The 25,694-nt window shown below is 68.4% G+C and carries 21 protein-coding genes; 7 read left to right on the forward strand and 14 right to left on the reverse strand.

Annotation, left to right across the window (positions count from 1 at the left end; genetic code table 11):
- Positions 1-16: 16 nt before the first annotated feature.
- The 7 genes from trxA to OHA73_RS22525 form a co-directional block, all read right to left on the reverse strand.
- Positions 17-349 carry a thioredoxin gene (gene trxA, locus OHA73_RS22495; RefSeq protein ID WP_267069880.1) on the reverse strand — a complete coding sequence of 111 codons (333 nt, stop codon included), beginning with the start codon at positions 347-349 and terminating at the stop codon, positions 17-19.
- 46 nt (positions 350-395) lie between these two features.
- On the reverse strand, positions 396-1,373 hold the full coding sequence (trxB, locus tag OHA73_RS22500; RefSeq protein WP_267069879.1) for a thioredoxin-disulfide reductase: 978 nt from the start codon (positions 1,371-1,373) through the stop codon (positions 396-398).
- Between the two features lie 118 nt (positions 1,374-1,491).
- On the reverse strand, positions 1,492-2,328 hold the full coding sequence (locus OHA73_RS22505) for an anti-sigma factor family protein (protein WP_267069878.1): 837 nt from the start codon (positions 2,326-2,328) through the stop codon (positions 1,492-1,494).
- Entirely contained in the window at positions 2,325-3,038 is a 714-nt protein-coding gene (gene sigM, locus OHA73_RS22510) for an RNA polymerase sigma factor SigM (RefSeq protein ID WP_266711990.1), read from the reverse strand. Before sigM ends, OHA73_RS22505 begins: the two co-directional genes overlap by 4 nt.
- 34 nt (positions 3,039-3,072) lie before the next feature.
- Positions 3,073-4,785 carry a protein kinase family protein gene (locus OHA73_RS22515; RefSeq protein ID WP_267069877.1) on the reverse strand — a complete coding sequence of 571 codons (1,713 nt, stop codon included), beginning with the start codon at positions 4,783-4,785 and terminating at the stop codon, positions 3,073-3,075.
- A gap of 120 nt (positions 4,786-4,905) precedes the next feature.
- Positions 4,906-7,152, reverse strand: a complete 2,247-nt coding sequence (gene murJ / locus OHA73_RS22520; protein ID WP_266711994.1) for a murein biosynthesis integral membrane protein MurJ — start codon at positions 7,150-7,152, stop codon at positions 4,906-4,908.
- Positions 7,153-7,197: 45 nt separating this feature from the next.
- The gene (locus OHA73_RS22525) at positions 7,198-9,567 is read right to left on the reverse strand and encodes a DUF6049 family protein (protein ID WP_327655943.1); all 2,370 of its coding nucleotides are present in this window, start codon (positions 9,565-9,567) and stop codon (positions 7,198-7,200) included.
- A gap of 198 nt (positions 9,568-9,765) precedes the next feature.
- Between OHA73_RS22525 and OHA73_RS22530 the strand changes: the two genes are divergently transcribed.
- Entirely contained in the window at positions 9,766-11,238 is a 1,473-nt protein-coding gene (locus OHA73_RS22530) for a CCA tRNA nucleotidyltransferase (RefSeq protein ID WP_327655944.1), read from the forward strand.
- Between the two features lie 89 nt (positions 11,239-11,327).
- Here the strand turns inward: OHA73_RS22530 and OHA73_RS22535 are convergent, their stop codons facing one another.
- From OHA73_RS22535 to OHA73_RS22545, 3 genes are all read right to left on the reverse strand, one after another.
- A complete protein-coding gene (locus OHA73_RS22535; protein ID WP_327655945.1) occupies positions 11,328-12,587 on the reverse strand; it encodes an MFS transporter in 1,260 nt (419 codons plus the stop codon).
- A 124-nt stretch (positions 12,588-12,711) separates the two neighbouring features.
- A complete protein-coding gene (locus tag OHA73_RS22540; RefSeq protein WP_266712002.1) occupies positions 12,712-13,794 on the reverse strand; it encodes an inositol-3-phosphate synthase in 1,083 nt (360 codons plus the stop codon).
- Positions 13,795-13,838: 44 nt separating this feature from the next.
- The gene (locus tag OHA73_RS22545; RefSeq protein ID WP_266712003.1) at positions 13,839-14,519 is read right to left on the reverse strand and encodes a PadR family transcriptional regulator; all 681 of its coding nucleotides are present in this window, start codon (positions 14,517-14,519) and stop codon (positions 13,839-13,841) included.
- A 375-nt stretch (positions 14,520-14,894) separates the two neighbouring features.
- Between OHA73_RS22545 and OHA73_RS22550 the strand changes: the two genes are divergently transcribed.
- Complete coding sequence (locus tag OHA73_RS22550) at positions 14,895-17,639, forward strand: transglycosylase domain-containing protein (protein ID WP_327655946.1); 2,745 nt, start codon at positions 14,895-14,897, stop codon at positions 17,637-17,639.
- Positions 17,640-17,768: 129 nt separating this feature from the next.
- Positions 17,769-19,280: a glycosyltransferase family 87 protein gene (locus tag OHA73_RS22555; protein ID WP_327655947.1), complete on the forward strand. Its 1,512-nt coding sequence runs from the start codon at positions 17,769-17,771 to the stop codon at positions 19,278-19,280.
- A gap of 133 nt (positions 19,281-19,413) precedes the next feature.
- Here the strand turns inward: OHA73_RS22555 and OHA73_RS22560 are convergent, their stop codons facing one another.
- From OHA73_RS22560 to OHA73_RS22570, 3 genes are all read right to left on the reverse strand, one after another.
- Positions 19,414-20,445: an alanine racemase gene (locus OHA73_RS22560; protein ID WP_266712009.1), complete on the reverse strand. Its 1,032-nt coding sequence runs from the start codon at positions 20,443-20,445 to the stop codon at positions 19,414-19,416.
- 58 nt (positions 20,446-20,503) lie between these two features.
- Positions 20,504-21,625: a peptidoglycan bridge formation glycyltransferase FemX gene (femX, locus tag OHA73_RS22565; protein ID WP_266712011.1), complete on the reverse strand. Its 1,122-nt coding sequence runs from the start codon at positions 21,623-21,625 to the stop codon at positions 20,504-20,506.
- A gap of 150 nt (positions 21,626-21,775) precedes the next feature.
- The gene (locus OHA73_RS22570) at positions 21,776-22,096 is read right to left on the reverse strand and encodes a hypothetical protein (RefSeq protein ID WP_327655948.1); all 321 of its coding nucleotides are present in this window, start codon (positions 22,094-22,096) and stop codon (positions 21,776-21,778) included.
- Positions 22,097-22,383: 287 nt separating this feature from the next.
- On the opposite strand from OHA73_RS22570, the gene rpsF reads away from it, so the two are divergent.
- The 4 genes from rpsF to rplI all read left to right on the forward strand — a co-directional run bounded on the left by rpsF (position 22,384) and on the right by rplI (position 24,126).
- Positions 22,384-22,674, forward strand: a complete 291-nt coding sequence (gene rpsF / locus OHA73_RS22575) for a 30S ribosomal protein S6 (RefSeq protein ID WP_164559357.1) — start codon at positions 22,384-22,386, stop codon at positions 22,672-22,674.
- A gap of 75 nt (positions 22,675-22,749) precedes the next feature.
- Positions 22,750-23,361: a single-stranded DNA-binding protein gene (locus OHA73_RS22580; RefSeq protein WP_266712018.1), complete on the forward strand. Its 612-nt coding sequence runs from the start codon at positions 22,750-22,752 to the stop codon at positions 23,359-23,361.
- Between the two features lie 63 nt (positions 23,362-23,424).
- Positions 23,425-23,661, forward strand: coding sequence for a 30S ribosomal protein S18 (gene rpsR, locus OHA73_RS22585; RefSeq protein ID WP_003949403.1), 237 nt, complete (start codon positions 23,425-23,427; stop codon positions 23,659-23,661).
- 18 nt (positions 23,662-23,679) lie between these two features.
- The gene (rplI, locus tag OHA73_RS22590) at positions 23,680-24,126 is read left to right on the forward strand and encodes a 50S ribosomal protein L9 (protein WP_266712020.1); all 447 of its coding nucleotides are present in this window, start codon (positions 23,680-23,682) and stop codon (positions 24,124-24,126) included.
- A 199-nt stretch (positions 24,127-24,325) separates the two neighbouring features.
- Here the strand turns inward: rplI and OHA73_RS22595 are convergent, their stop codons facing one another.
- Entirely contained in the window at positions 24,326-25,663 is a 1,338-nt protein-coding gene (locus OHA73_RS22595) for an MATE family efflux transporter (protein WP_327655949.1), read from the reverse strand.
- Between the last annotated feature and the right edge of the window lie 31 nt (positions 25,664-25,694).

Below are 25,694 nucleotides of genomic sequence, written 5' to 3' on the forward strand. Positions count from 1 at the left end.
AATCGGCGTCGCCTGATTACTCGGAGATGAAGTCCTCGAGGTCGCGCACGATGGCGGCCTTGGGCTTGGCACCGACGATGGTCTTGGCGACCTCGCCACCCTGGTACACGTTCAGGGTCGGGATCGACATGACGCCGTACTTGGCGGCCGTGCCCGGGTTCTCGTCGATGTTGAGCTTGACGACCTCGATCTTGTCACCGTGCTCGGCGGCGATGGCCTCGAGCGACGGCGCGATCTGGCGGCACGGGCCGCACCAAGCGGCCCAGAAGTCGACCAGGACGGGCTTGTCGTTCTTCAGGACGTCCTCGTCAAAGGTGTCGTCCGTGACGTTCTTCAGGTTGCCGGCCACAGCAGGCTCCTCATTTCTTGGGGGGATACGTGAGTGGGAGTTCGGGTCAGACGCTGGCGGTCTGGGTCTTCTCGGGCTCGGCGGACTCGCCGTCGGCGAGCGAGGCCAGGAAGCGCTCGGCGTCGAGAGCGGCGGAGCAGCCGGTGCCGGCCGCCGTGATCGCCTGCCGGTAGGTGTGGTCCACGACGTCGCCGGCGCCGAAGACACCGGTGAGGTTCGTGCGCGTCGAGGGCGCCTCGACCTTCAGGTAGCCCTCGTCGTCGAGCTCGAGCTGCCCCTTGAACAGCTCCGTGCGCGGGTCGTGGCCGATCGCGATGAACAGACCGGTGACGGGCAGCTCGGACGTCTCGCCCGTCTTGAGGTTGCGCAGCGTCAGACCGGAGAGCTTCTGCTCGCCCTTGACCTCGGCGATCTCGCTGTCCCAGATGAACTTGATCTTCGGGTCGGCGAAGGCACGCTCCTGCATCGCCTTCGAGGCGCGCAGGGTGTCGCGACGGTGGACGATCGTCACGGACTTGGCGAAGCGCGAAAGGAAGGTGGCCTCCTCCATCGCGGTGTCGCCGCCGCCGATCACGGCGATGTCCTGGTCCTTGAAGAAGAAGCCGTCACAGGTCGCGCACCAGGAGACGCCGCGGCCCGAGAGCGCGTCCTCGTTCGGGAGGCCGAGCTTGCGGTGCTGGGAGCCGGTGGTGACGATGACGGCCTTCGCGCGGTGCACGGTGCCCGCGGTGTCCGTCACGGTCTTGATCTCGCCGCTCAGGTCGACGGCCACGACATCGTCGGGGACGAGCTCGGCGCCGAAGCGCTCGGCCTGGCCGCGCATGTTGTCCATGAGCTCGGGGCCCATGATGCCGTCCTGGAAACCGGGGAAGTTCTCCACCTCGGTCGTGTTCATCAGCGCGCCACCAGCGGTGACGGCACCCTCGAACACGAGCGGCTTCAGCGACGCGCGCGCGGTGTAGAGCGCCGCCGTGTAGCCGGCGGGCCCGGAGCCGATGATGATCACGTTACGGACGTCGCTCACGGCTTGATTCCTCGTCTCTGCGGGACTGCTGCGTACTGCCAGGGGAGGCCATTGGGAGGACTCTCACCCCACCCAACGGATCCTACGGGGCATGCATTCCCGACGTGCCCGGCCACACCTAGCGAGTGTTCTTGAGAACCCCGGAGCCGTGGTCGTAATCGTGCTTGTACAGCAGCGTGCCGGCCGAGGAGGGCGAGTCGACACAGGAGGAATCGACGACGAAGGCCGTGACCCGGTGGGCCGGATCGATCTTGTGGGGCAGCACGACGAGGTAGGCCTTCTTCCCTTCGTACGTGCCTGTCTCCGCGGCGAGGGGATCCTCGTTCCGGTGGGTCCCGAGCTGGATGCACGGGGGCACCGAGACGGCCCGTTTCTGCATCGGGGCCTTCGTCCCCTGCGCGCTGGGTCCCTCTTCTTCGGTGCTGAGTGTCGAGGAGCCGAGGAGGTTCGTGACCTTCGTCTCCAGCGTGTCCTTGGCGAAGGTCGAAGCGCTGGAGCTCTTCCGCGCGACCGGTGAGCCGCCCTCGTCGTTCTGGATGAGCAGGGCTCCCACACCGATCGCGGTGACCGTCAGGACGGCCCCGAGTACGGCACCAGTGCGCCTCCGGGTGCCGCGGGCCTTGCGTCCCGGGCCGGTAGCCCCGTGCGGGTGCCCGGCAGGACGGTCGGCGGCGGCCGATGTTTCACGTGAAACGGGGCCCGTTTCACGGCCCCCTTCGAAGGCCAGGGCGGCATCGATCCGGCTCGCGATCTCCTCCGGCATGCGCGGCGGGTCCGACACGGCGCCGAGTGTGCCCCGGATCTCTTCCAAGGACGCGAGGACGTCGGCGCAGAGCGCGCAGCCGTCGAGGTGCTGCTGGACGTCGGTCGTACGGGTGGGAGGCAACAGGCCCTCGGCGAGTTCGGAGATCTCGGTGATCTCCGGGTGCTCTGCCGTGTCGGTCGTGGATGTCACGCTCGCCCACCTCCGCCCTTCACCGCAGCCGAATCGCCAGGTCCTGTCTCGTCACGAGGCCCCGCTGCGGGTGGGACGGATCGCCCCCGCGACCGGTTCCTTTGAGGGGGCGGGTTCTCGCCACCTTCCTGGCTCCCGTCCTCCGTGCGGAGATGGGTCAGCAGCGGAAGCAGTTTGGCCCGGCCGCGCGCGCAGCGGCTTTTGACCGTGCCGGTGGGCACGTCGAGGATCTGCGCGGCCTCGGCGACCGGATACCCCTGCATGTCGACGAGGACGAGGGCCGCGCGCTGATCGCTGGGCAGGACCGAGAGCGCCTCCAGGAGCTGGCGGTGCAGATCGCCCCGCTCGACGGGGGCGTCCGCGGACTCGTGCGGCTCCAGGAGCTGGTCCAGACGGTCGGCGTCGTCCACGGGCGCGGTCTTGCGAGAGGCCATCTTGCGGGCCCGGTCCAGGCACGCGTTGACGGTGATGCGGTGCAGCCAGGTCGTCACAGCGGACTGGCCGCGGAAAGTGTGGGCGGCGCGATAGGCCGAGACCAGCGCGTCCTGCACCGCGTCCGCGGCTTCCTCCCGGTCCCCCAGCGTCCGCAGGGCCACGGCCCAGAGGCGGTCGCGATGGCGTCGGACGAGTTCACCGAAGGCGTCCTTGTCGCCGGCGACATGACGGGAGAGGAGGTCCTGATCGTTTGCTTCGCCGTAGGCGTCGTCCACTGTTGAACCCCCTCCCCGTGGTGAGCCGTGCCCGTCAGCCGGTGAACTCCACATCGGTGATGCCCTGCTTGAAGCCCGCGCTGCTGTAGCCATCCTGGCCTGCGTGGGGCAGGGCGGTCAGCCAGACGAGCAGATAGCGCGTCTTGACCGGGTCATCGGCCGTGATCTTGGCGGAGGTGGTCCTCGAATCCGTCTTGGACCCGATCTGCTTCAGGCCGGACACCGAGCCCGGGTCGAGGGACGGCGAGGCGTACAGGGAGACCGTGGTGTGGTCGCCGCCGTATCGGAGCCCTATCGAGGCGGCCGACACCTCTTTGGCTGAGCCGAGGTCGTAGACGATGCCGACGCCGGGCTTGATGACCATCTTCGGGCCGTCGACGAAGGACTTGGTCCGCCAGTACGTCGACGTACTGTCGTCGTACGTCTTGCCGACCTCGCCCGGAGCCTGGGCGCCGCCTTCGGCGACGAACTCCTTGGCGCTCTCGATGGAGATCGGCTTCGCGTCCTGCTTGCTGCCCTTGCCGCTGTCGTCCGAGGTGTCCGTGGGCCCGGAGCTGCCCGCGCTGCCACGGTCCATGAGGGCGTCGGCGAGCTGCCAGCTGCCCAGGCCGAGGGCCGCGATGAGCAGCGCCGAGACGCCCCACTTGAGGGCCTTGCCGGTACGGCTCTGCAGCGGGGGCGGCGGCGTGGGGACGGGCTGGGTGGCGCGGGGGGACGTGCGGCCGTAGTTCCCCTGCTGGTAGGTGGTTCGCTGGTACTCCGGCGGCGCCGTGAAGGCGGGCTCCGGCGGACGGATCTTGGGCATCTCGCCGATGGCCTTCACCAGGTCCTCCGGCGTGGTGCACGGCGGCTCCTGGCGGGACGCGGTCGCCCCGTCGTTCGCGAGCGCGCGCATGGAGAGCTCCGCCAGACCGCGGTGGACGCCGGCGCGCACCTGGTCGGGGGCGATGAGGCCGACCCCCTTGGGCAGCCCGGAGAGGCCGTAGGCATCGTCCTCGTACGGCCAGCGCTGGGTCAGGGAGGCGTACAGGAGCGCCCCGATCGCCTCGGTGTCGGCGCGCTGCGGGGTGTCGCAGGTGATGCCGCGCAGCGCCGCGTTCACGGCGAGGCCGCGGATGCGCCACTGACCGGTGGAGGTGCGCAGTACGGCGCTCGGCGTGAGGCGCAGATGGGCGAGGCCCTCACGGTGGGCGGCCGCCATGGCGTGGGAGACCTGGTTGACCATCTGGTACGCGTCGTGCGCCTCGAGGGGGCCGAGGGCGAGCAGGGTGGTCAGTTCCGTGGCGTCGGGCAGCCACTCGTGGACGACATAGACGAGGTCGTTCTCCTCGACCGCGTCCAGCACCTGCACGAAGCGGGGGTCGCCCAGAAGGGCCGACGAGCGCGCGGCGGCGAGCACCGAACGGCCCCTGGGGTGATCGGCGGGGAGGATGTGCACACCGACGGCGCGGCGAAGCTTCTCATCCATCGCACGCCAGCTGCTGAAACCGTCCAGACGGGTGACGCACTCCTCGAGCCGGTAGCGTCTGGCGAGCTTGTGGCCGCTGTGCAACTCGGGCGGCGACGCGGCGCCGGGGCTCATATGAGTCCCCGTCTCCGCGGTGTCCACGGCTTCCTCGCGCTCCGGCGCGTCCTGCTCCCCGGTATCGGCCACCCCGTCGGCCGTGACCTTGTCCGCCTTGGCGGTCAGCGGCTCATCACCACTGTTGTCGGCCACGTCGACGGCAGCCGTGCTCCGTTCCGCCACCGTCGCTCCTGCCTCCCCATCCGTTGCACTCACTCCGACGCCAAAGCCAATTGTGCCCACAGTCCGGCGCTATGCACGACACGCGATGGCCGCCGATGGTTGCACACAGTTCCGGCCGACTCAGCGGCCGAGACGACCGCGGACCATGCCGACCAGCGAATTCAGTTCCTCGATCCTCATCTTGCGGGCTGCCACGTAGAAGACTCCGAGCAGTGCCGCACTGCCCACGACCAGCGCCGCGATGGAGCCGAGCACACCGTGGCCCAGTGCTTGCGTGACCGCGTACCCGATTCCGCCACCGACGACCGTCGCCGGCAGCGCCGCGAGGCAGAGCCGGGCGTAGGTACGGACGACGTGCGCGCCGTCCAGGTCGCCGCCGAGCCGGTTGCGCAGTCGCCGCCAGGCCACGCCGACGCCGATCGCGTATGCGATGCCGTACGAGAGTGCCATGCCGACGACGGCCCACTGGGCGGGCAGGATCAGGTAGCAGATGCCCGAGGCGGCGGCGTTGACCGCGGCGACGATGACCGTGTTGTAGAAGGGCGTCCGAGTGTCCTCGTACGCGTAGAAGCCACGCAGCACGACGTACTGCACGGAGTACGGAATGAGGCCGATACCGAACGCCATGAGGATGTAGCCCATGGACTGGGCGGCCTCGACACCGCTGGAACCGAAGAGCAGGGTGCACATCGGGACGCCGAGCGCCACGAACATGAACGAGATCGGCACGATCGCCACGGCCGAGGTGCGCAGGCCGGAGGAGATGTCGTCGCGGACCGCGCCCGGGTCGCCGTCGTGGGCGGAGCGCGAGATGCGCGGCAGCAGGGCGGCCATGACGGAGACGGTGATGATCGCCTGCGGCATGCCCCAGATCAGCTGGGCGTTCGAGTAGCCCATGATGCCGGTGCCGTCGACCGGGGACGCCTCGCCCGCCGCGGTGGCGAGCTGGGTGACGACCAGCACGCCCGCCTGGTTGGCGAGGACGAACAGGACGGTCCACTTGGCGAGCTTCACGGCCCTGCCGAGTCCGTGGCCCTTCCAGTCGAAGCGCAGACGGAATCGGAAGCCGGTCTCGCGCAGGTACGGGATCATCGCGAGGGACTGCACGACGAGGCCCAGCAGGGTGCCGATGCCGAGGAGGCGGATGCCCTCGTCGGGGATCGTCGTGACGCCCATCTGCGATTCGGCCGCGGTCCCGTAGACCCAGATGAACGTGCCGAACGTGAAGATCATGACGATGTTGTTGAGGACCGGGGTCCACATCATCGCGCCGAACTTCCCGCGTGCGTTCAGGATCTGGCCCATCACCACGTGGATGCCCATGAAGAAGATCGTGGGCAGGCAGTAGCGGGCGAAGGCGACGCCGACGCTGTTGGCGTCCGAGTCGTTGGCGACCGTGTTCGACATCAGGTGGATCAGCAGGGGTGCCGCGAAGACGACGACTGCCGTGATGGCGGCGAGGGCCACCATGACCAGCGTGAGCAGGCGGTTGGCGAAGGCCTCGCCGCCGTCCTCGTCCTCCTTCATCGCGCGCACCAGCTGCGGCACGAACACCGAGTTCAGGCCGCCGCCGACGGTGAGGATGTAGATCATCGTCGGCAGTGTGTACGCGACGGACCAGGTGTCACCCAGCAGTCCGGCGCCCAGCGCCGCGGTGATCACCATGGTGCGGACGAAGCCGGTGAGGCGGGAGACCAGCGTGCCCGCCGCCATCACCGCGCTCGACTTCATGATGCTGGAGGCGCGGCCGCCCTTCTTCGCCGCGGGCGCCGGTGCGGGGGTGGCGGCCGGTGGCGGCGGGGGCTGCGGAGGACCGAGCTGTGTGGTCGGGTTGTCGACGGGCTCGGCCGGCGGGCGGCCACCGCTGTGGCCGGGCTGCTGGTCGCGGTACAGGTGCGCGAAGGCGTCCGGCTCGTGGCTCTCCTCCGCGGAGTGCGTCACCAGGTCGTCGACGCCCACGAATTGCGTCGTACGGGCGTCGTCGCCGTACGGCAGGTGCTGTGTGGGGCCCGCCGGCTCCGGCGCGGGCGTCTGCGCCCACACGCGGGGGTCGGGCTGGTACTGCTGCGCGGGCGGCGGCGCGTACAAGGGCTGCTGCGCCTGCTGCGTGCCCGGGGGCGGCGGAGGATGCGCGGCGCGGTCGTACAACGCCTCGGTCACCGGGTCCTGGGCGGTCAGGTCGTGCGCCCGGTACGGATCCTGCTCGTACGCGTCCTGAAGGTACGCGTCCTGCGGATACGCGTCGGGAGCAGGCTGCGGCGGCGGCACCTGCCCCTCGGGCTGTGGTGAACCGGCGTACGGCCGGCCATCGCCCGAGGCAGAGCCGCCCGAGCCGTGGCCACGCTCACCGTCGTACGGCGCGTTCATGGTTACCCCACCTCATCGTCCCCGGCCCAGCGGCCCCGACATCGCTCAACGGTCCACTCTCTCACTCGTGCCCGACGCCTCCGTGCTTTCCGGAGCGGTGTCAGCCGTCGGGTCACTCGGCTGCTGCGGAACGTCTGCCCGTGCGGGGTCGGTCGGGGCGCCGTCCGGCTCGTCGCCCTTGTCGTCGTCCGCGGCCACGGAGTCGCCCTCAGGGGCGTCCTCGTCGGGCTGCGCGGCGACGGCACGCTTGCGCTGCTGGTACATCCGGTATCCGGCCAGGACGAGCAGCAGGACACCGCCGGCGATGACGAGCATCACGGTCGGGGTGACCTCGGTGACGTCGACCTTGAAGGCGAGCGGCTTGCCGTAGGGCGCACCGTCCTTGGTGTACAGCTGGGCATGCACCGTGATCGGGCCCGTCGCCTTGGCCGTGGTCGTGAACTTCACGGACTGGCTGTGCCCGCTGGCGATCTTCACTTCCTGGTCCTGGAAGGCGGCGTCGCCGATCTTGAGGCGGGTGCCGTTGCCCGAGGTGAGGCGCAGCGTCAGGTGGTCGACGTCCTGCCACAGGTTGTTCTGCACCGACACCGGGATCGTCGCGCTGCGCCCGGAGAGCTTCACCTCGGACTTGTCGATCAGCGCCACCTGTTCGGTGAGGCCCGACAGATACGAGGAGACGCCGTCGCGGAAGTTCCCCGAAGTGTCCGACTCCGTACGCCACGACGTGGACATCTCCCGGTCCATCGCGCGGCCGAACGGCGTCACCACGCGGGACTGGTCGGTGAGGACGACCTTGAAGTTCTCGAGGTCGCGCTGGGTCGCCTGGATCTGCTCGAAGGCCGACTGCGGCAGCTCCTGCTTGCGCAGCGACGAGGGGTACGCATGCGGGACACGCGTGGTGGCGGCCGAGTCGGGCTTCGCCTTCGCGGCGGCCGACAAGGTCTGGGGCTGCGACCAGGTGCCGTCCTGCAGTGCGTGCAGCGCCTTGGCCATGGTCTGGGCCTGGCTCGCGGTGGGCATGCGCTGAGGGGCCACGACGACGCTGCGCTGCTTGCGCGTCTGCTTGTTGAGCATCAGGGACTGAGCGAGGAACTTCTGCACGGCGAGCGTGGAGCTCTCGGCGCCCGTCATGTCGCCCTGGAAAGCGGTCGACAGTCGGCCGTCGGCGACCACGGCCGAGGCGCCACCGCCGATCGGGCGGGCGGCGGACGGCGTGTACGCCAGCCCTCCGGTCTCCGGGAAGTGGTCGCTGCGCGCGATGATCTTGTCGGCGCCCGCGGACGTGGCGACCTTGACGATGTCGCGGTCGACGGCGCCTTCCGCGGGCCATGCGTACGACGTGTCCGGCTTGGTGTGCAGGATCGTCTGCACGGTCAGGTTGGCGGCGTCCGTGGCGTCCTTCAGGTGGCTGAGGGAGCCGGTGACCTTTGTGCCCGTGTGCGCGAGCGACGCGAGATCCGGGTCGGCGAACGGAAGCGTGACCACCTTCTGGCTCTGCACCGCGGTCTCCAGGTCGCTCAGCCACTGCTTGGCGTCCGCCTGGTTCTTGCCCGACCTGAGCTTTCCGCCGGGACCCTTGACCTTGTACGGCTCCGTCATGGCGTCGACCGAAGCCAGCAGGTCGGGGTCGATCACCCAGGTCACGTCGAGTTCGCTGCCGAGGGCCAGCATCTGCTGGAGGCGGCCGCCCGGACCGATCTGCTTCGCCAGGTCGTTGTCGTCGAAGACCGGCGTCTGCTGTTCGTTCGCGCCCGTCTCCGCGGTGAGATGGGAATCGGAGATCAGCGGCCACAGGGCCGTCGTCTTCGTGCTCGTATCGGCGCTGCTCGGCTGCCAGGGCAGGAAGGTCCGCTGGATGCCGAGCGTCTGCTGGTACGGCTGCGCGGCGGTCTGTCCCTTCAGTGCGACGCTGAGCTGGTAGACGCCGTCGGCGCCGAGGTGCAGTGCCTTGACGGGGACGGACAGCGTGAAGTTCTGCGCGACGCCGGGCGCCAGCTTGGCGAACTTCTTGCCGTACTTGCGGGAGAGCTCGTTGCCGTCCGCGGCGCCGCCCGTGCCGTTCTTCGCGGCCTCGTCGACGGCCGTGCGGCCGCTGTAGGACGTGCCGACCCGCAGGCCCACGTGGGCGCCGGTGACCGTCCGCTTGCCCTTGTTCGTCACCGTGCCGCTGACCGTCACGGTGTCGCCGTCCGTCGGCGCGCTGGGCGACAGGGAGTTCACGGCCACGTCGACCGTGCTGGTCCCTGTCGCGCTCGAGGCGGCGGTGGCCGGGGTGGCGGCGCCGGCGGGGGCCGCGGCAGGCAGCAGCGGCAGCGACGCCAGGAGCGGCGCAGCCGCGAGCAGGGCCCCGGTGCGCCGCAGCAGTCGCCGTGCAGGTGAGGGACTCACCGTTGGGAAGTCTGCCGCCTCGGCCACGTGGTCGTCCGTCCCTCGTCGTCGTCGGTGGTCGCAGATGTGTCCACGCATGGTAACGAGGAGCACTGTGGCTGAGTGCCACGGTCTGCCCGGCTTGATCGTGGGGGCAAGAGTAGGGGGGCCGCCGATGTGCTCCTGTCGCGGGCCCGGCAAACAAGTTTCGGCCCGGGCCGCCCGGGCCACGTACCCTGTCCTGTTGTGCCGAACGCCAATGAAGACACCCCCAGCACCCTGAGCCAGGTGCAGCACCGTGCGGTCAGCGAACTGCTGCGGGTCTCGCCTGTCGCAGACGATCTCGCCCGTCGATTCCAGGAGGCCGGGTTCTCCCTCGCCCTGGTCGGTGGTTCGGTGCGGGACGCACTGCTCGGCCGGCTCGGCAACGACCTGGACTTCACCACTGACGCCCGCCCCGAGGACGTATTGAAGATCGTTCGTCCCTGGGCCGACGCGGTGTGGGAGGTCGGGATCGCGTTCGGCACCGTCGGTTGCCAGAAGGATGCCCGCGTCGGAGACGCTGATCATCGCTTTCAGATCGAGGTCACGACCTACCGCTCGGAGGCGTACGACCGCACCTCCCGCAAGCCCGAGGTGTCGTACGGCGACTCCATCGAAGAGGACCTGGTCCGCCGGGACTTCACCGTCAACGCGATGGCCGTGGCGCTCCCCGAGAAGGAATTCATCGATCCGCACGGCGGCATCAGTGACCTGTCCGAGCGGGTGCTGCGTACGCCCGGCACCCCGGAGGACTCCTTCTCCGACGACCCGCTGCGGATGATGCGGGCCGCCCGGTTCGCCGCTCAGCTCGACTTCGAGGTCGCCCCTGAGGTCGTCGCCGCCATGAAGGCCATGGCAGGCCGCATCGAGATCGTCTCCGCGGAGCGCGTACGTGACGAGCTCAACAAGCTGATTCTCTCCGCGCACCCGCGCAAGGGCCTGACGCTGCTCGTCGAGACCGGTCTGGCCGATTCCGTACTGCCCGAGCTGCCCGCTCTGCGCCTGGAGCGTGATGAGCACCACAGGCACAAGGATGTCTACGACCACACGCTGATCGTGCTCGAGCAGGCGATGGCGTTGGAGACCGACGGCCCCGATCTGACGCTGCGCCTCGCCGCGCTGCTCCACGACATCGGGAAGCCGCGCACCCGCCGCTTCGAGAAGGACGGCCGCGTCTCCTTCCACCACCACGAGGTGGTCGGCGCCAAGATGACGAAGAAGCGCATGACCGCGCTCAAGTACTCCAATGAATTGGTGAAGGACGTCTCGCGCCTCGTCGAGCTGCACCTGCGCTTCCACGGCTACGGCACCGGCGAGTGGACGGATTCCGCCGTACGTCGCTACGTACGGGACGCGGGGCCGCTCCTCGGTCGGCTGCACAAGCTGACCCGTTCCGACTGCACGACGCGCAACAAGAGGAAGGCCAACGCGCTTTCGCGTGCGTACGACGGCCTTGAGGAGCGCATCGAGCGGCTTCAAGAGCAGGAGGAGCTGGACTCGATCCGGCCCGACCTCGACGGAAACCAGATCATGGAGATCCTCGGCGTCAGCCCGGGACCGGTGATCGGGCAGGCGTACAAGTTCCTGCTGGAGCTGCGCCTCGAGAACGGTCCGATGGAGTACGACGCGGCAGTGTCGGCGCTCAAGGAATGGTGGGCCGACCGCTCGCAGGACTGAGACGTGCGGAACGCGTAGGGCTCTGTTTCACGTGAAACAGAGCCCTACGCGTATCTACAGAGCCCTACGCATATTTGGGGAGCGATGTTTCACGTGAAACGCCGCCGCCCGCGCAGGGTCAGAGCGGTCGCTCCGTAGAGGACCGACACCAGGACCACGAGGGGGACCGAGCGGCCGTCCGGCGGCAGCATCAGCGCGGCCACTCCGGCCGCGCCGACGAAGGACACGTTGACCAGCACGTCGTAGACGGAGAAGATCCGGCCGCGGAAGCCGTCGTCGATGGAGGACTGCACGACCGTGTCGGTGGCGATCTTCGCGGCCTGTGTGGTCAGGCCCAGGACGAACGCAGCCACCACGATCGGCGCGGGTTCGAAGGTGAGACCCAGGGCGAGTTCCAGTACGGATGCGGTGCCGGCGCAGAGGGCGATCCACCCGGCCGCGCCGAACCGCCCCACGGCTGCCGGGGTGATGGCCGCCGCGACGAAGAATCCGGCCCCCGAGACGCCCATGGCGAGGCCGAGCAGGGCCAGGCCTTCGGACTCCGTGGATGACCATGCGTACCGGCACAGCATGAGAACCATGACGAGCAGGGCGCCGTAGCAGAACCGCATCACCGTCATCGCGGCAAGGGCGCGCGCGGCGGACGAACGCGAGACGAGGTGCCGGACGCCGGCCGAGAGGTCCCGGGCGGTGCCGGTCAGTGCCGCCCCCAGGCGCGGCTGAATCAACTCCGGATCGGGGCCGAGGAGTTGTACGTCCATGCGCAGGGAAGCGAGTGCGGCACACAGGTAGAGCAACGCCCCGATGAGCACCACCGCTGCATCCGAGTCGGCGGCGATCAGGCGCACGCCGAAGGCGAGGCCGCCGCCCAACGTTGCCGCGAGTGTCCCCGCGGTCGGTGAGATGGAGTTGGCCATGACGAGGCGCTCCGCGTCCACGACACGGGGCAGCGCGGCCGAGAGCCCGGACAGGACGAAGCGGTTGACCGCGGTGACGCAGAGCGCGGACGCGTAGAAGAGCCAGTCCGGGGTGTGGCTCAGCATGAGAGCGGCCGTCACGGAGGCGAGCAGCACCCGCAGCAGGTTGCCGTAGAGGAAGACCTGACGGCGTCGCCAACGGTCGAGGAGGACGCCCGCGAACGGGCCCACAAGGGAGTACGGGAGCAGCAGTACGGCCATTGCCGACGCGATCGCGGCGGGCGAGGTCTGCTTCTCCGGCGAGAACACCACGTAGGTGGCGAGCGCCACCTGGTACACGCCGTCCGCGCCCTGGGAGAGCAGCCGCAACGTCAACAGACGCCGAAAATCGTGCAGGCGCAGCAGTACGCGCAGGTCACGGACGACAGACATGGGGCACAGCCTCACATATGAGGCGGGCCCCCGGCGCGCACCATGTGTGCGAGCCGGGGGCCTCAACAGCCTTCAGGAGGTGGGCGTTTCACGTGGAACACCCGGACCGTCCTTCAGGACAAGGTCAGCGCTCGACCTCGCCCTTGATGAACTTCTCGACGTTGGCGTAGGCCTCGTCGTCGAAGTACTGCACCGGCGGGGACTTCATGAAGTACGAGGACGCGGAGAGGATCGGGCCGCCGATGCCGCGGTCCTTGGCGATCTTCGCGGCACGCAGGGCGTCGATGATGACACCCGCCGAGTTCGGGGAGTCCCAGACCTCGAGCTTGTACTCCAGGTTCAGCGGGACCTCACCGAAGGCACGGCCCTCGAGGCGGACGTACGCCCACTTGCGGTCGTCGAGCCACGCGACGTAGTCGGACGGGCCGATGTGAACGTTGTTCTCGCCCAGCTCGCGGTCGCGGATCTGCGAAGTGACGGCCTGCGTCTTCGAGATCTTCTTCGACTCGAGGCGGTCGCGCTCCAGCATGTTCTTGAAGTCCATGTTGCCGCCGACGTTGAGCTGCATGGTGCGCTCAAGACGGACACCGCGGTCCTCGAACAGCTTCGCCATCACGCGGTGCGTGATGGTCGCGCCGACCTGCGACTTGATGTCGTCACCGACGATCGGGACGCCGGCCTCGGTGAACTTGTCCGCCCACTCCTTGGTGCCGGCGATGAAGACCGGGAGGGCGTTGACGAACGCGACCTTGGCGTCGATGGCGCACTGGGCGTAGAACTTCGCCGCATCGTCGGAGCCGACGGGCAGGTAGCAGACGAGAACGTCGACCTGCTTGTCCTTGAGGATCTGGACGATGTCGACCGGGGCCTCGGAGGACTCCTCGATCGTCTCGCGGTAGTAGCGGCCCAGGCCGTCGAGCGTGTGGCCACGCTGGACCTCGACGCCCTTGTTCGGCACGTCGGCGATCTTGATGGTGTTGTTCTCGGACGCGCCGATGGCGTCCGAGAGGTCCAGGCCGACCTTCTTCGCGTCGACGTCGAACGCGGCGACGAACTCGACGTCACCGACGTGGTAGTCGCCGAACTGTACGTGCATCAGGCCCGGGACCTTGGTCTCCGGGTCGGCGTCCCTGTAGAACTCGACGCCCTGCACCAGCGAGGCGGCGCAGTTGCCCACGCCGACGATGGCTACGCGAACCGAACCCATTCCGGTTGCTCCCTGTGTGTACTCGGTGAAGCCCTGACCGGGCTTCACGTGGCGGTGTCGTCGGACGGATCCGGCCGGGTGCTGTCCCGGTGCCGGGGCAGGCCGCCCGTCTCTCCAGATGTGTCCTGCTGAGCCGCGCCCCCGGGGCCGGAGCCACGTTGGTCACGGCCCGCGCGCTCGCTCTCGATGAGCTCGTTCAGCCAGCGCACTTCGCGCTCCACGGACTCCATGCCGTGCCGCTGCAGTTCGAGCGTGTAGTCGTCCAAGCGCTCGCGGGTGCGGGCGAAGGAGATGCGCATCTTCTCGAGGCGCTCCTCCAGACGGCTGCGACGGCCCTCGAGGACGCGCATGCGCACGTCCCGCGACGTCTGCCCGAAGAAGGCGAAGCGCGCGGCGAAGTGCTCGTCCTCGTATGCATCGGGGCCGGTCTGCGAGAGCAGGTCCTCGAAGTGCTCCTTACCTTCCGCCGTCAACCGATAGACGATCTTGGCGCGACGCCCTGCGAGTGGAGCCGCGGGGGTGTCGTCGGGTCCTGAACCCGATTCCTCGATCAACCAGCCGTTGGCGACCAGCGTCTTGAGGCAGGGGTACAGCGTCCCGTAGCTGAAGGCGCGGAAGATTCCGAGTGAAGTGTTGAGTCGCTTGCGCAGCTCGTAGCCGTGCATCGGGGACTCGCGGAGCAGTCCGAGTACGGCGAACTCGAGGATGCCGGAGCGTCGGCTCATCGTCGCCTCCTCCTCTGCCGCGGGCCCTTGTATCGACTCTTTATGTCGAGCTGATGTATCGACTCGATACATCCCGACGATAGAACTGCTCTTCGGCTGCGGCAAGTGCGATCACGGTGAACGGCGTCACATCACTGATTCGTAGGAATCGAGTTGCCTGATTTGGGGTGAAGTTCGGCCCTAGGAGGGTTTTGACGGTGCGTAGTCTGTCCGCCATGCAGACCACCGGGAACCAAGTGACGCCTGTGGGCGTCGTCGTCCCCGGTGTAGTGCGGGTGAGTGCCGAGAGGGGCGCATCCGTACTCCGGGGGGACCGGAAACCAGACGCCGTTTCCAGGCGCGTGACCCCGCGCCTGCCCGAGGAGTAGTCGTTCGATGAGCGAGCACCGTCGCAAACCGCCGCAGCCGCAGGGCGGTGGGCGCGCCGCGGCCCGTCGCGGAGCATTCGGATCACCATCGGGCCGCCGCGCGGCACCGCGTGGAGGTTCCGCCTCGTCCTCCGCTTCCTATGACCCCCCGAGTTCAACGGGCTCAACGGGCGCGCAAGGGAGCCCGGAGGAGGAACGCCCCTGGGGCGGTCGCGCAGAAGCCCGTAAGGCGGCCCAGCGCGGCGGTCGACGCAGGTCGGCCGATGGCGCCGGAGGCGGCGGTGGCGGACGCCGAGGTGGCGGCGGACCCGGCGGTGGCGGTCCCGGCGGTCCGTACGGCGCGGGGCGCGGCGGCCCGGAGAAGAAGAGGTTCGTCGACTACCCGCGCGCGTACAAGTACGGCTGGCGCCGCTGGGTGCCCTCCTGGCGCCTGGTGACCGGCATGTGCGTCGGTCTGTTCGGCAGCATGATGGTCGCGGCCGGCCTCGCGTACGCGCTGGTGGGTGTGCCCGACCCGGCCAAGACGGCGACGGCGCAGAACAACGTCTACTACTGGTCCGACGACACGCAGATGGTCGCCACCGGTGGCGAGACCAACCGGCAGATCATCAAGTACGAGGACATCCCGAAGTCCATGCGCTACGCCGTCATGTCGGCGGAGAACAAGACGTTCGAGACGGACAAGGGCGTCGACCCGATGGGTATCGCCCGTGCCGTGTTCAACATGGCCAAGGGCGGCGAGACGCAGGGCGGCTCGACCATCACCCAGCAGTACGTGAAGAACGCGATGCTGGACGACCAGTCCCAGACGGTGGGCCGAAAGCTCAAGGAGCTGTTCGTCTCCATAAAGGTCGGTCGGACGGTCGAGAAGGACGACGTCATGGCCGGCTATCTGAACTCGGCGTACTACGGTCGCGGCGCCTACGGCATCCAGGCCGCGGCGCGCACCTACTTCGACGAGGACGCCACGAAGCTCAACGCGAGCCAGACCGCCTTCCTCGCGTCAGTGCTCAAGGGCTCCACGTACTACGACCCGGCGGGCTCGCCCGGCATCGACCCGGTCAACGCGACGCCGCAGAAGAACCGTGAGCGTGCCACGAAGCGCTGGTCGTGGATCCTCGGCGAAGAGGTCAAGGACGGGCGGCTGAGCCAGAGCCAGCGCGCCCAGTTCAAGAGCTTCCCCAAGCTGGAGAGCCCGCGCGCCAACGCGCAGCTCGGCGGCCAGACCGGCTATCTCGTCGACCTCGCCAAGGCGAACGCCGTCAAGAACAGCAAGGGCGACATCACCGAGGACGACCTGCAGAAGGGCGGCTACGAGATTCACACCACGTTCAACAAGAACAAGGTGAAGAAGCTCGAGAACGCCGTGAAGAAGGTCCGCAAGGAGAACCTTCAGAAGAACCGCAAGGTCAACGGGAAGTACGTGGACCGGCACGTCCAGTTCGGTGGTGCCTCCGTCAGCCCCAAGTCCGGCGCGATCGAGGCCATCTACGGCGGTGAGGACGCCACCAAGCACTTCACCAACAACGCCGACGTCACCGGCGCCCAGGTCGGCTCGACCTTCAAGCCCTTCGTTCTCGCGGCTGCCTTCAAGTACGGAGTCAGGAACCCGGAGGGGCCCGAAGTCCAGGACGCGAGCCAGCGCACGATCGCCTCCCCCAAGAGCCTGTACAGCGGCAAGAACGGGCTCAAGATCAAGGACTGGAAGGGGGACATCTGGACGAACGAGAAGGGCAAGCAGTGGAACCAGACCAACGACGGTAAGCAGTCGTACAACCGGCCGAGCTATCAGATCGATCTGCGCGAGGCCATGCGCGAGTCCGTGAACTCGGCCTATGTGCAGCTGGGCATGGACGTGGGTCTGAACAAGGTGCGGGCCGCGGCGAAGGGCGCCGGCATCCTGGACGACAGCTTCGCCGACTCCAACTACCCCTCGTTCTCCCTCGGTACCTCCGACCCGAGCGCGATCCGCATGGCGGGCGCGTACGGCACGTTCGCGACCAGCGGTCAGCAGAACGATCCGTACTCGGTGAAGTCCGTCGACCGTGAGGGCGAGACCGTCTACCGGCACGATCCCAAGCCGGTGCGCGCCTTCGACACGAAGGTCGCGGACAACGTGACCGACGTCCTCAAGACCGTCGTCGACAAGGGCACGGGTACGGCGGCGCGACTGCCGGGCCGCGACGTGGCCGGCAAGACCGGTACCACCGACGGCAACAAGTCCGCCTGGTTCGTGGGCTACACCAAGCAGCTGTCCACCGCGATCACGATGTACCGGATGGACGACAACGAGAAGTCCAAGGACCGCAAGTTCCTCGAGATGTACGGAACCGGTGGTCAGGAGAAGATCCACGGTGCGTCGTTCCCGTCCGAGATCTGGCACGACTACATGGCGCAGGCCCTGAAGGGCCAGCCGAACGAGCCGTTCCCGACGCCGGAGCCCATCGGATCGCTCGTGGGCGCGACCCCGAGTCCCACGCCGACCCCGTCGGTCACGGCAACCCCGTCGGAGACCGCCCCGCCGTCCCCGTCGACCAGCGAGAGCACGTCGCCGTCCCCGACGCCCTCGGAGACGTGCAGCGACTGGGACTGGGCCTGCAAGAACGAAGATGATGGGGGCACCGGGGAGACGGACACCGGAGGCGCGACCGACGGTGGAGCCTCGTCGACACCGAGCGACGGAAGTACCGACGACACCGGAGGCCCGGGCAATGGAAACGGCGGTGGCATCTTCGGAGGCCCCGACAGTTAGCCGACCCTGCCTCAACGCACCGTGTTTCACGTGAAACACAGCGTGTTCCACGGCAGTCGAGGGCCGTCACACCCATCGGGTGTGGCGGCCCTCGCCCCGTTCTCAGGCTCGTACGGCAGGATGTGCCGCATGCCCAGTGCAGAGACGACGAGCACGAACCCGCAGCAGCCGGAACCGGAGCAGGTACGGCCGACCAGAGAGGACGAGGTCGCGGCCACCGGAGCCGAGTTCATCGGCGGGCCCATCGGGCGACGCGCCCTGCTCGGGGGCTCCTGGTGGACGCCCGCGCGGGTGATCGCACTGGTCATGCTCGGCATGTTCGCGCTCGGCATGGTCCAGAAGTTCCCCTGCTACGACGGTTCCTGGTTCTACGGCGCCAGCTCCCAGTACACACACGCCTGTTACTCGGACATCCCGCACCTCTACCAGGGACGCGGCTTCGCCGATGGCCTCGTGCCGTACTTCGACAAGCTCTCCGGCGACATGGACTACCTCGAATACCCGGTGCTCACCGGTGTGTTCATGGAGGTCGCCGCGTGGCTGACGCCGGGCAGCGGCTCCATCCAGCACCAGGAGCAGGTCTACTGGATGGTCAACGCCGGGATACTGATGATCTGCGCGGCGGTGATCGCCGTGTGCGTCACCCGCACCCACCGCAGGCGCCCCTGGGACGCCCTGCTGGTCGCTCTGGCGCCCGCTTTCGCGCTGACCGCCACCATCAATTGGGACCTCTTCGCGGTGGCGCTCACGGCGGCCGCGATGCTGATGTGGTCGCGGGGCAGGGCTTTCGCCTTCGGTGTGCTGCTCGGGCTTGCGACGGCCGCCAAGCTGTACCCGGTGCTGCTGCTCGGGCCGCTCTTCGTGCTGTGCTGGCGGGCCGGAAAGTGGCGGGAGTTCGGCAGGGCGGGCCTGGGCGTCGCCGTCTCGTGGCTGGCCGTGAACCTGCCGGTGATGATGCTGGCGCCCGAGGGCTGGTCGAAGTTCTACACGTTCAGCCAGGAGCGCGGAGTCGACTTCGGCTCCTTCTGGCTGATCATCTCCCAGCACCGGGACACGCCCCTCGACACCAACGTCGTCAACACCCTGGCCACGACGCTGATGGTGCTCGCCTGTCTCGGCGTCGCGGCGCTGACGCTCACCGCCCCCCGTAGGCCGCGCTTCTCACAGCTCGCGTTCCTGGTGGTCGCGGCCTTCATCCTCACCAACAAGGTCTACTCGCCGCAGTACGTCCTGTGGCTGATCCCGCTCGCCGCGCTCGCGCGCCCCAAGTGGCGGGACTTCCTGATCTGGCAGGCGTGCGAGGTCGCGTACTTCCTGGGGATCTGGCTGTACCTCGCGTACACGACGAGCGGTGACAAGCACCAGGGACTGCCCGAGGACGGATACCAACTGGTCATCGCGGCACACCTGTTGGGCACGCTCTACATCTGCGCGGTCATCGTGCGGGACATCTGGCTGCCCGACCGGGACGTGGTGCGCCGCTCCGGCGAGGACGACCCCACGGGCGGTGTCCTGGAAGGCGCCAAGGACGTCTTCGTGCTGGGGCAGGCGGCTCGTCCGAGGCGGCACCGGCACGCCGCTCGTACCGCGGAAGGGCCGGCGGCGGTCGACTGGGGCCGGGCCCCGGAGAGTTCACTCTGAGCGAACGCGCTCGTTGAAGGCAACGAAAAGCGGGTCGGGCACCTCAAGGCGCACGACCCGCTTTTCGTATGTCCTACGTAGACCAGTGTCCTACCTGGACCAGGCACGCCCTACGTAGAGGCGTGTTCAGTGGTCAACGATCCACGATCCGGTCGAACTGCGTGGTGGTGTGCCGGAGGTGGGCCACCAGTTCCTCGCCGACCTGCGGCTCGGGGGCGTCGGACGGCACGAACAGGATCGACACCTGCATGTGCGGCGGCTCGGCGAACCAGCGCTGCTTGCCCGACCAGACGAACGGCGCCAGGTTCCGGTTCACCGTTGCCAGGCCGGCCCGTGCGACGCCCTTGGCACGCGGCATGACGCCGTGCACGGCCTTCGGGGCCTCCAGGCCCACACCGTGCGACGTACCGCCCGCCACGACCACCAGCCAGCCGTCGGAGGGGGCCTTCTGCTGGCGGTAGCCGAACCGGTCGCCCTTCGCGACGCGCGTGACGTCCAGGACGGCGCCGCGGTACTCGGTCGCCTCGTGGTCGCCCAGCCACAGCCGCGTACCGATCCGCGCGCGGAAGCGGGTCTGCGGGAACTGCTGCTGCAGGCGCGCCAGTTCGTCGGCCTTCAGGTGGCTCACGAACATGGTGTGCAGCGGAAGGCGGGCCGCGCGCAGCCGGTCCATCCAGCCGATGACCTCCTCGACGGCGTCCGTGCCGTCGGTGCGGTCGAGCGGCAGGTGGATCGCGAAGCCCTCGAGACGCACGTCCTGTATGGCGTGCGCGAGCTGCGGCAGGTCCTGCTCGGTGACGCCGTGCCGCTTCATCGAGGACATGACCTCGATGACGACGCGGGCACCGACGAGGCCGTGCACGCCGTCGACGGAGGAGACGGAGCGGATGACGCGGTCGGGCAGCGGAACAGGCTCCTCGCCGCGCCGGAACGGCGTCAGGACCAGCAGGTCACCGCTGAACCAGTCCTTGATCCGGGCGGCCTCGTACGTGGTGCCGACGGCGAGGACGTCGGTGCCGAAGCGGGTCGCCTCTTCCGCGAGCCGTTCGTGGCCGAATCCGTAGCCGTTGCCCTTGCAGACGGGGACGAGCCCCGGAAACTGCTCGAGCACCTGCTTGTGGTGTGCCCGCCAGCGCGCGGTGTCGACGTAGAGCGTGAGCGCCATGGCCGGTCCCGGAACCTTTCGTGGAGAGTACGGAGCTAGATCAGATTGTGCCGGGTGCTCAGCGACGCGACATGTAGATGTCGAGCGCCTTGTGCAGCAGCTTGTTGAGCGGGAAGTCCCACTCGCCCAGGTATTCGGCTGCCTGGCCGCCCGTACCGACCTTGAACTGGATCAGGCCGAAGAGGTGATCGGTCTCGTCCAGCGAGTCGGAGATGCCGCGCAGGTCGTAGACGGTGGCGCCGAGCGCGTAGGAGTCGCGCAGCATCCGCCACTGCATGGCATTGGACGGGCGCACCTCGCGGCCGATGTTGTCGGAGGCGCCGTAGGAGTACCAGACGTGCCCGCCGACGACGAGCATCGTGGCGGCCGCGAGGTTCACGCCGTTGTGCCGCGCGAAGTAGAGCCGCATCCGGTTGGGGTCCTCGGTGTTGAGGGCCGTCCACATGCGCTCGAAGTACGACAGCGGGCGCGGCCGGAAGTGGTCGCGCACGGCCGTGATCTCGTACAGCCGCTGCCACTCGGCGAGGTCCTGGTAGCCGCCCTGGACGACCTCGACGCCGGCCTTCTCGGCCTTCTTGATGTTGCGCCGCCACAGCTGGTTGAACTGCTTGTGCACTTCTTCCAGGGAGCGGTTCGCGAGCGGCACCTGGAAGACATAGCGCGGCTGTACGTCGCCGAAGCCGGCGCCGCCGTCCTCGCCCTGCTGCCAGCCCATGCGGCGGAGCTTGTCGGCGACCTCGAAGGCGCGCGGCTCGATGTGGTCCGCCTCGATGTCGCGCAGGCGCTTCACATCCGCGTCCTGGATGCCCTTCTTGATGGAGGGCGCGTCCCAGCGGCGAATGATGACCGGCGGGCCCATCTTCACGGAGAAGGCGCCCTGCTGCTTCAGATGCGCGAGCATCGGGCGCAGCCACTCTTCGAGATTCGGGGCGTACCAGTTGATGACCGGGCCCTCGGGCAGGTACGCGAGATAGCGCTTGATCTTGGGGAGCTGTCGGTACAGCACGAGGCCCGCACCCACCATCTCGCCGGTGCGCTCGTCGAACCAGCCCAGGTGCTCGGAGCGCCACTCCGCCTTCACATCTGCCCATGCGGGAACCTGCATGTGGCTCGCCGAGGGCAGGCTCTGGATGTATGCCAGATGCTGCTCTCGGCTGATGGTCCTCAGGGTCAGGCTCATTCGGGGCGCTCCTCGGGCTGGTGTGTCCCCATGGGTACAGGGGCTCCGGCTCTCGCGCCGAAGCCTACTGCGCCCTGTGAGCGCCCCGACCGGCCGTATGGGAGGTCGGTGGTGGAGGCCGCCCCGCGGCGGCTTCCGAGGAGGGCCGCCTCAGCCGATGACCCCGCCGAAGAGGCCGCCATGGGCCATGCCGATGAAGAAGCCGATGGCCGACGCCCCCAGGCCCAGGATCAGGCCGAATCGTTCACGGGTCGTCTCGGAGACGAACTGGCCGTAGGCCCCGGCCAGGATGCCGACGAGCCCTGCCCAGGAGCTGAGGAGATGGAGACCGGGCCAGAGCGAGGAGATGATCGCGATCGCTCCGAGCACCACGGTCACCCCGAGCAGGGTGTCCGGCAGCGGGTGGGGCTTGCCGTCCGTGGCGAAAAGGGAGGAGGAAGCGGTGCTGTTGGGACGCATTACTTGTGCCATGGGGCACCTCCTGCGGAAGCGGCGCATCGTAGCGCCGTACACACCCGATGTGTACAGATTGCGGGCATGGGCTGCCGGATTTCAACCGGAAGCAGAGGTGCGGGTAGTCTGTACGGTCTGCACCGGTGTCTGTTCACGCCCCCGACCAGGGGCTGACTCCACTGACCAGCGCGGATCCGCTCGGCGGGGCCCGATTGTCAGTGGTGGCCGATACCGTTGCACACGCATAACAACCCTCCTGCCACGGAACGACCGTGGCCGCTGAGTCCAAAGGAGGTGGGTTCTACATGCGTCACTACGAGGTGATGGTCATCCTCGACCCCGATCTGGAGGAGCGCGCTGTCGCCCCCCTGATCGAGAACTTCATGTCTGTTGTCCGTGAGGGCAACGGCAAGGTGGAGAAGGTCGACACCTGGGGCCGTCGTCGTCTCTCGTACGAGATCAAGAAGAAGCCCGAGGGCATCTACTCGGTCATCGACCTGCAGGCCGAGCCTGCGGTCGTCAAGGAGCTCGACCGCCAGATGAACCTGAACGAGTCGGTCCTCCGGACCAAGGTCCTCCGTCCCGAGACCCACTGAACTTCCTAGTTCAGCGGTACTCGGGATTCGAGTAGCAGCAAGCAGCCAGCAGCAAACCCGCCGAGAGGTTCCCCCATGGCAGGCGAGACCGTTATCACCGTCGTCGGAAACCTGACCGACGACCCCGAGCTGCGCTTCACACCGTCCGGCGCGGCCGTCGCGAACTTCACGATCGCGTCGACGCCCCGGACGTTCGACCGCCAGACCAATGAGTGGAAGGACGGCGATGCGCTGTTCCTCCGCGCGTCGATCTGGCGTCAGGCCGCGGAGAACGTTGCCGAGTCGCTGACGCGCGGCATGCGCGTCGTCGCTCAGGGACGTCTGCGGCAGCGTTCGTACGAGACCCAGCAGGGCGAGAAGCGGACGGTCGTGGAGCTCGAGGTCGACGAGATCGGCCCCTCGCTGCGCTACGCCACCGCCAAGGTCACCAAGACCCCCGGTCGTGGTGGCCAGGGTGGCGGCGGCGGATTCGGCGGCGGCCAGCAGGGCGGCGGCGGTGGCGGCTGGGGCGGCGGCCCCGGCGGCCAGCAGGGCGGTCAGGGAGGTGGCCAGGGCGGAGCCCCGGCCAACGACCCCTGGGCGACCGGTGCGCCGGCCGGCGGCGGCCAGCAGGGCGGCGGCGGTGGCGGCTGGGGCGGAAGCTCCGGCGGCTCCGGCGGCGGCTACTCGGACGAGCCCCCCTTCTAGGGATCACTCCCTTTCAGGGCTGGGTTCGCACCCCACACTTCTTGATCACACAGGAGAAACACCATGGCGAAGCCGCCTGTGCGCAAGCCTAAGAAGAAGGTCTGCGCTTTCTGCAAGGACAAGGTCACGTACGTGGACTACAAGGACACGAACATGCTGCGGAAGTTCATTTCCGACCGCGGCAAGATCCGTGCCCGCCGAGTGACCGGCAACTGCACGCAGCACCAGCGTGACGTCGCCACGGCCGTGAAGAACAGCCGTGAGATGGCGCTGCTGCCCTACACGTCCACCGCGCGATAAGGAAAGGGTGACCGAAACATGAAGATCATCCTGACCCACGAGGTCTCTGGCCTCGGCACCGCCGGCGAGGTCGTCGACGTCAAGGACGGGTACGCCCGTAACTACCTGATCCCGCGGAAGTTCGCTATCCGCTGGACCAAGGGTGGCGAGCAGGACGTGGCGCAGATCCGCCGCGCCCGCAAGATCCACGAGATCGCCACCATCGAGCAGGCCAACGAGATCAAGGCCAAGCTCGAGGGCACCTCGGTCCGTCTGGCCGTCCGCTCCGGCGACGCCGGTCGTCTCTTCGGTTCCGTCACCCCGGCCGACGTCGCCTCGGCGATCGAGGCTGCCGGTGGCCCGAAGGTCGACAAGCGCCGTGTCGAGCTGGGCTCGCCGATCAAGTCGCTCGGTGGCCACGAGGCCTCCGTGCGTCTGCACCCCGAGGTTGCCGCCAAGGTCAACATCGAGGTCGTCTCTGCCTGAGCACTGCCCTGAGCAGCGCTGAAGCACATGTGGGGCCGCACCCTTCGGGGTGCGGCCCCACATGCTTGCTGTCTGCTGCTTGCCGGCTGCGTTTCACGTGAAACCGTGGAACGGTCTGACGGACTGCTTTGGTGTACGACCGGCTTCGCTGAACGCCGTTTCGCTGTTCACGGTTTCACGTGAAACAGCCCGCTTCGAGTCAGCGCGTCGCGCCCGTCACGGCCCAGCGTCCTGAGCGGTAGCGGATCCAGAGCGTGATCATGCGCACCGTCATCATCAGCGCCATCGCGCCCCATACCGCGGTGAGACCACCGCCGAGGACGGGGACCAGTAGCGCCACTGGCGTGAAGATGGCGAAGGTGACCAGCATGGCCCAGGCCAGATACGGACCGTCGCCCGCGCCCATGAGGACACCGTCCAGGACATAGACGATCCCGCAAATGGGCTGGGAAAGGGCCACGACGATGAGGGCGGGCAGCGCGACGTCCTGCACGAGCTGATCGCTCGTGAACAGCGGGACGAACAGAGGTCTGGCGGCGACGATCAGTACGCCAAGGACGACTCCCGCGGCGATCCCCCACTCCACCATCCGGCGGCAGACGGCCCGTGCGCCCGGAGCGTCGTCCGCTCCGAGGTAGCGGCCGATGATCGCCTGGCCGGCGATGGCGATGGCGTCGAGAGCGAAGGCCGTCAGACTCCACAGCGACAGGATGATCTGGTGCGCGGCCACATCGGCGTCACCGAGCCGGGCCGCGACGGCCGTCGCGATCATCAGGATCGCCCGGAGCGAGATCGTACGGACCAGGAGCGGCGCGCCTGCCTGGGCGCAGGCCTTGATGCCGGCGGCATCTGGACGCAGCGAAGCTCCATGGCGGCGGGCGCCGCGGATCACGACGACGAGATAGACGGCGGCCATGCCGACCTGGGCGATGACGGTGCCCCAGGCCGAACCCGCGATGCCCAGTCCGGCACCGTAGACGAGCGCGACGTTCAGCCCGGCATTGGCGACGAAGCCGGCGATCGCCACATAGAGAGGGGTCTTGGTGTTCTGCAGCCCGCGCAGCACACCGGTGGCGGCGAGGACGATGAGCATCGGGGGAATGCCGAGCGAGGAAATGCGCAGGTAGGTGATCGCGTAGGGCGTCGCCGTGTCGGAAGCGCCGAAGAGCTCGACCAGCGCCGGGGCCGTGGGCAGGGCGACCGCGACCACCACGGCTCCGAGGAACAGGGCGAGCCAGATGCCGTCCATGCCCTGCTGGATGGCGGACTTCAGATCGCCGGAGCCGACGCGGCGGGCAACCGCCGCGGTGGTCGCGTAGGCGAGGAAGACGAAGATGCTGACCGCGGTCTGCAGCAGGGCCGAGGCGACGGCAAGTCCGGCGAGCTGTGAGGTGCCGAGATGGCCGACGATGGCGCTGTCGGCCATGAGGAAAAGAGGCTCGGCGACGAGTGCGCCAAAGGCGGGAACGGCGAGGGCGACGATCTCTCGGTCGTGCCGGCGTCGGGCGGCCTTGGGTGTCGCGGGAGCCTGTGTCATGGGCACCAATCTAATCTTCCACAGGTAAGAG

The organism is Streptomyces sp. NBC_00483 (assembly GCF_036013745.1).
In the GTDB taxonomy this organism is placed as follows: Bacteria; Actinomycetota; Actinomycetes; order Streptomycetales; family Streptomycetaceae; genus Streptomyces.

Excerpts from the sequence above, each read along its gene's own strand:
- murJ (WP_266711994.1), bottom strand. The coding sequence starts at position 7,152 with ATGAACGCGCCGTACGACGGTGAGCGTGGCCACGGCTCGGGCGGCTCT.
- OHA73_RS22535 (WP_327655945.1), bottom strand. The coding sequence starts at position 12,587 with ATGTCTGTCGTCCGTGACCTGCGCGTACTGCTGCGCCTGCACGATTTT.
- OHA73_RS22540 (WP_266712002.1), bottom strand. The coding sequence starts at position 13,794 with ATGGGTTCGGTTCGCGTAGCCATCGTCGGCGTGGGCAACTGCGCCGCC.
- OHA73_RS22545 (WP_266712003.1), bottom strand. The coding sequence starts at position 14,519 with ATGAGCCGACGCTCCGGCATCCTCGAGTTCGCCGTACTCGGACTGCTC.
- OHA73_RS22550 (WP_327655946.1), top strand. The coding sequence starts at position 14,895 with ATGAGCGAGCACCGTCGCAAACCGCCGCAGCCGCAGGGCGGTGGGCGC.
- OHA73_RS22555 (WP_327655947.1), top strand. The coding sequence starts at position 17,769 with ATGCCCAGTGCAGAGACGACGAGCACGAACCCGCAGCAGCCGGAACCG.
- OHA73_RS22560 (WP_266712009.1), bottom strand. The coding sequence starts at position 20,445 with ATGGCGCTCACGCTCTACGTCGACACCGCGCGCTGGCGGGCACACCAC.
- femX (WP_266712011.1), bottom strand. The coding sequence starts at position 21,625 with ATGAGCCTGACCCTGAGGACCATCAGCCGAGAGCAGCATCTGGCATAC.
- OHA73_RS22570 (WP_327655948.1), bottom strand. The coding sequence starts at position 22,096 with ATGGCACAAGTAATGCGTCCCAACAGCACCGCTTCCTCCTCCCTTTTC.
- rpsF (WP_164559357.1), top strand. The coding sequence starts at position 22,384 with ATGCGTCACTACGAGGTGATGGTCATCCTCGACCCCGATCTGGAGGAG.
- OHA73_RS22580 (WP_266712018.1), top strand. The coding sequence starts at position 22,750 with ATGGCAGGCGAGACCGTTATCACCGTCGTCGGAAACCTGACCGACGAC.
- rpsR (WP_003949403.1), top strand. The coding sequence starts at position 23,425 with ATGGCGAAGCCGCCTGTGCGCAAGCCTAAGAAGAAGGTCTGCGCTTTC.
- rplI (WP_266712020.1), top strand. The coding sequence starts at position 23,680 with ATGAAGATCATCCTGACCCACGAGGTCTCTGGCCTCGGCACCGCCGGC.
- OHA73_RS22595 (WP_327655949.1), bottom strand. The coding sequence starts at position 25,663 with ATGACACAGGCTCCCGCGACACCCAAGGCCGCCCGACGCCGGCACGAC.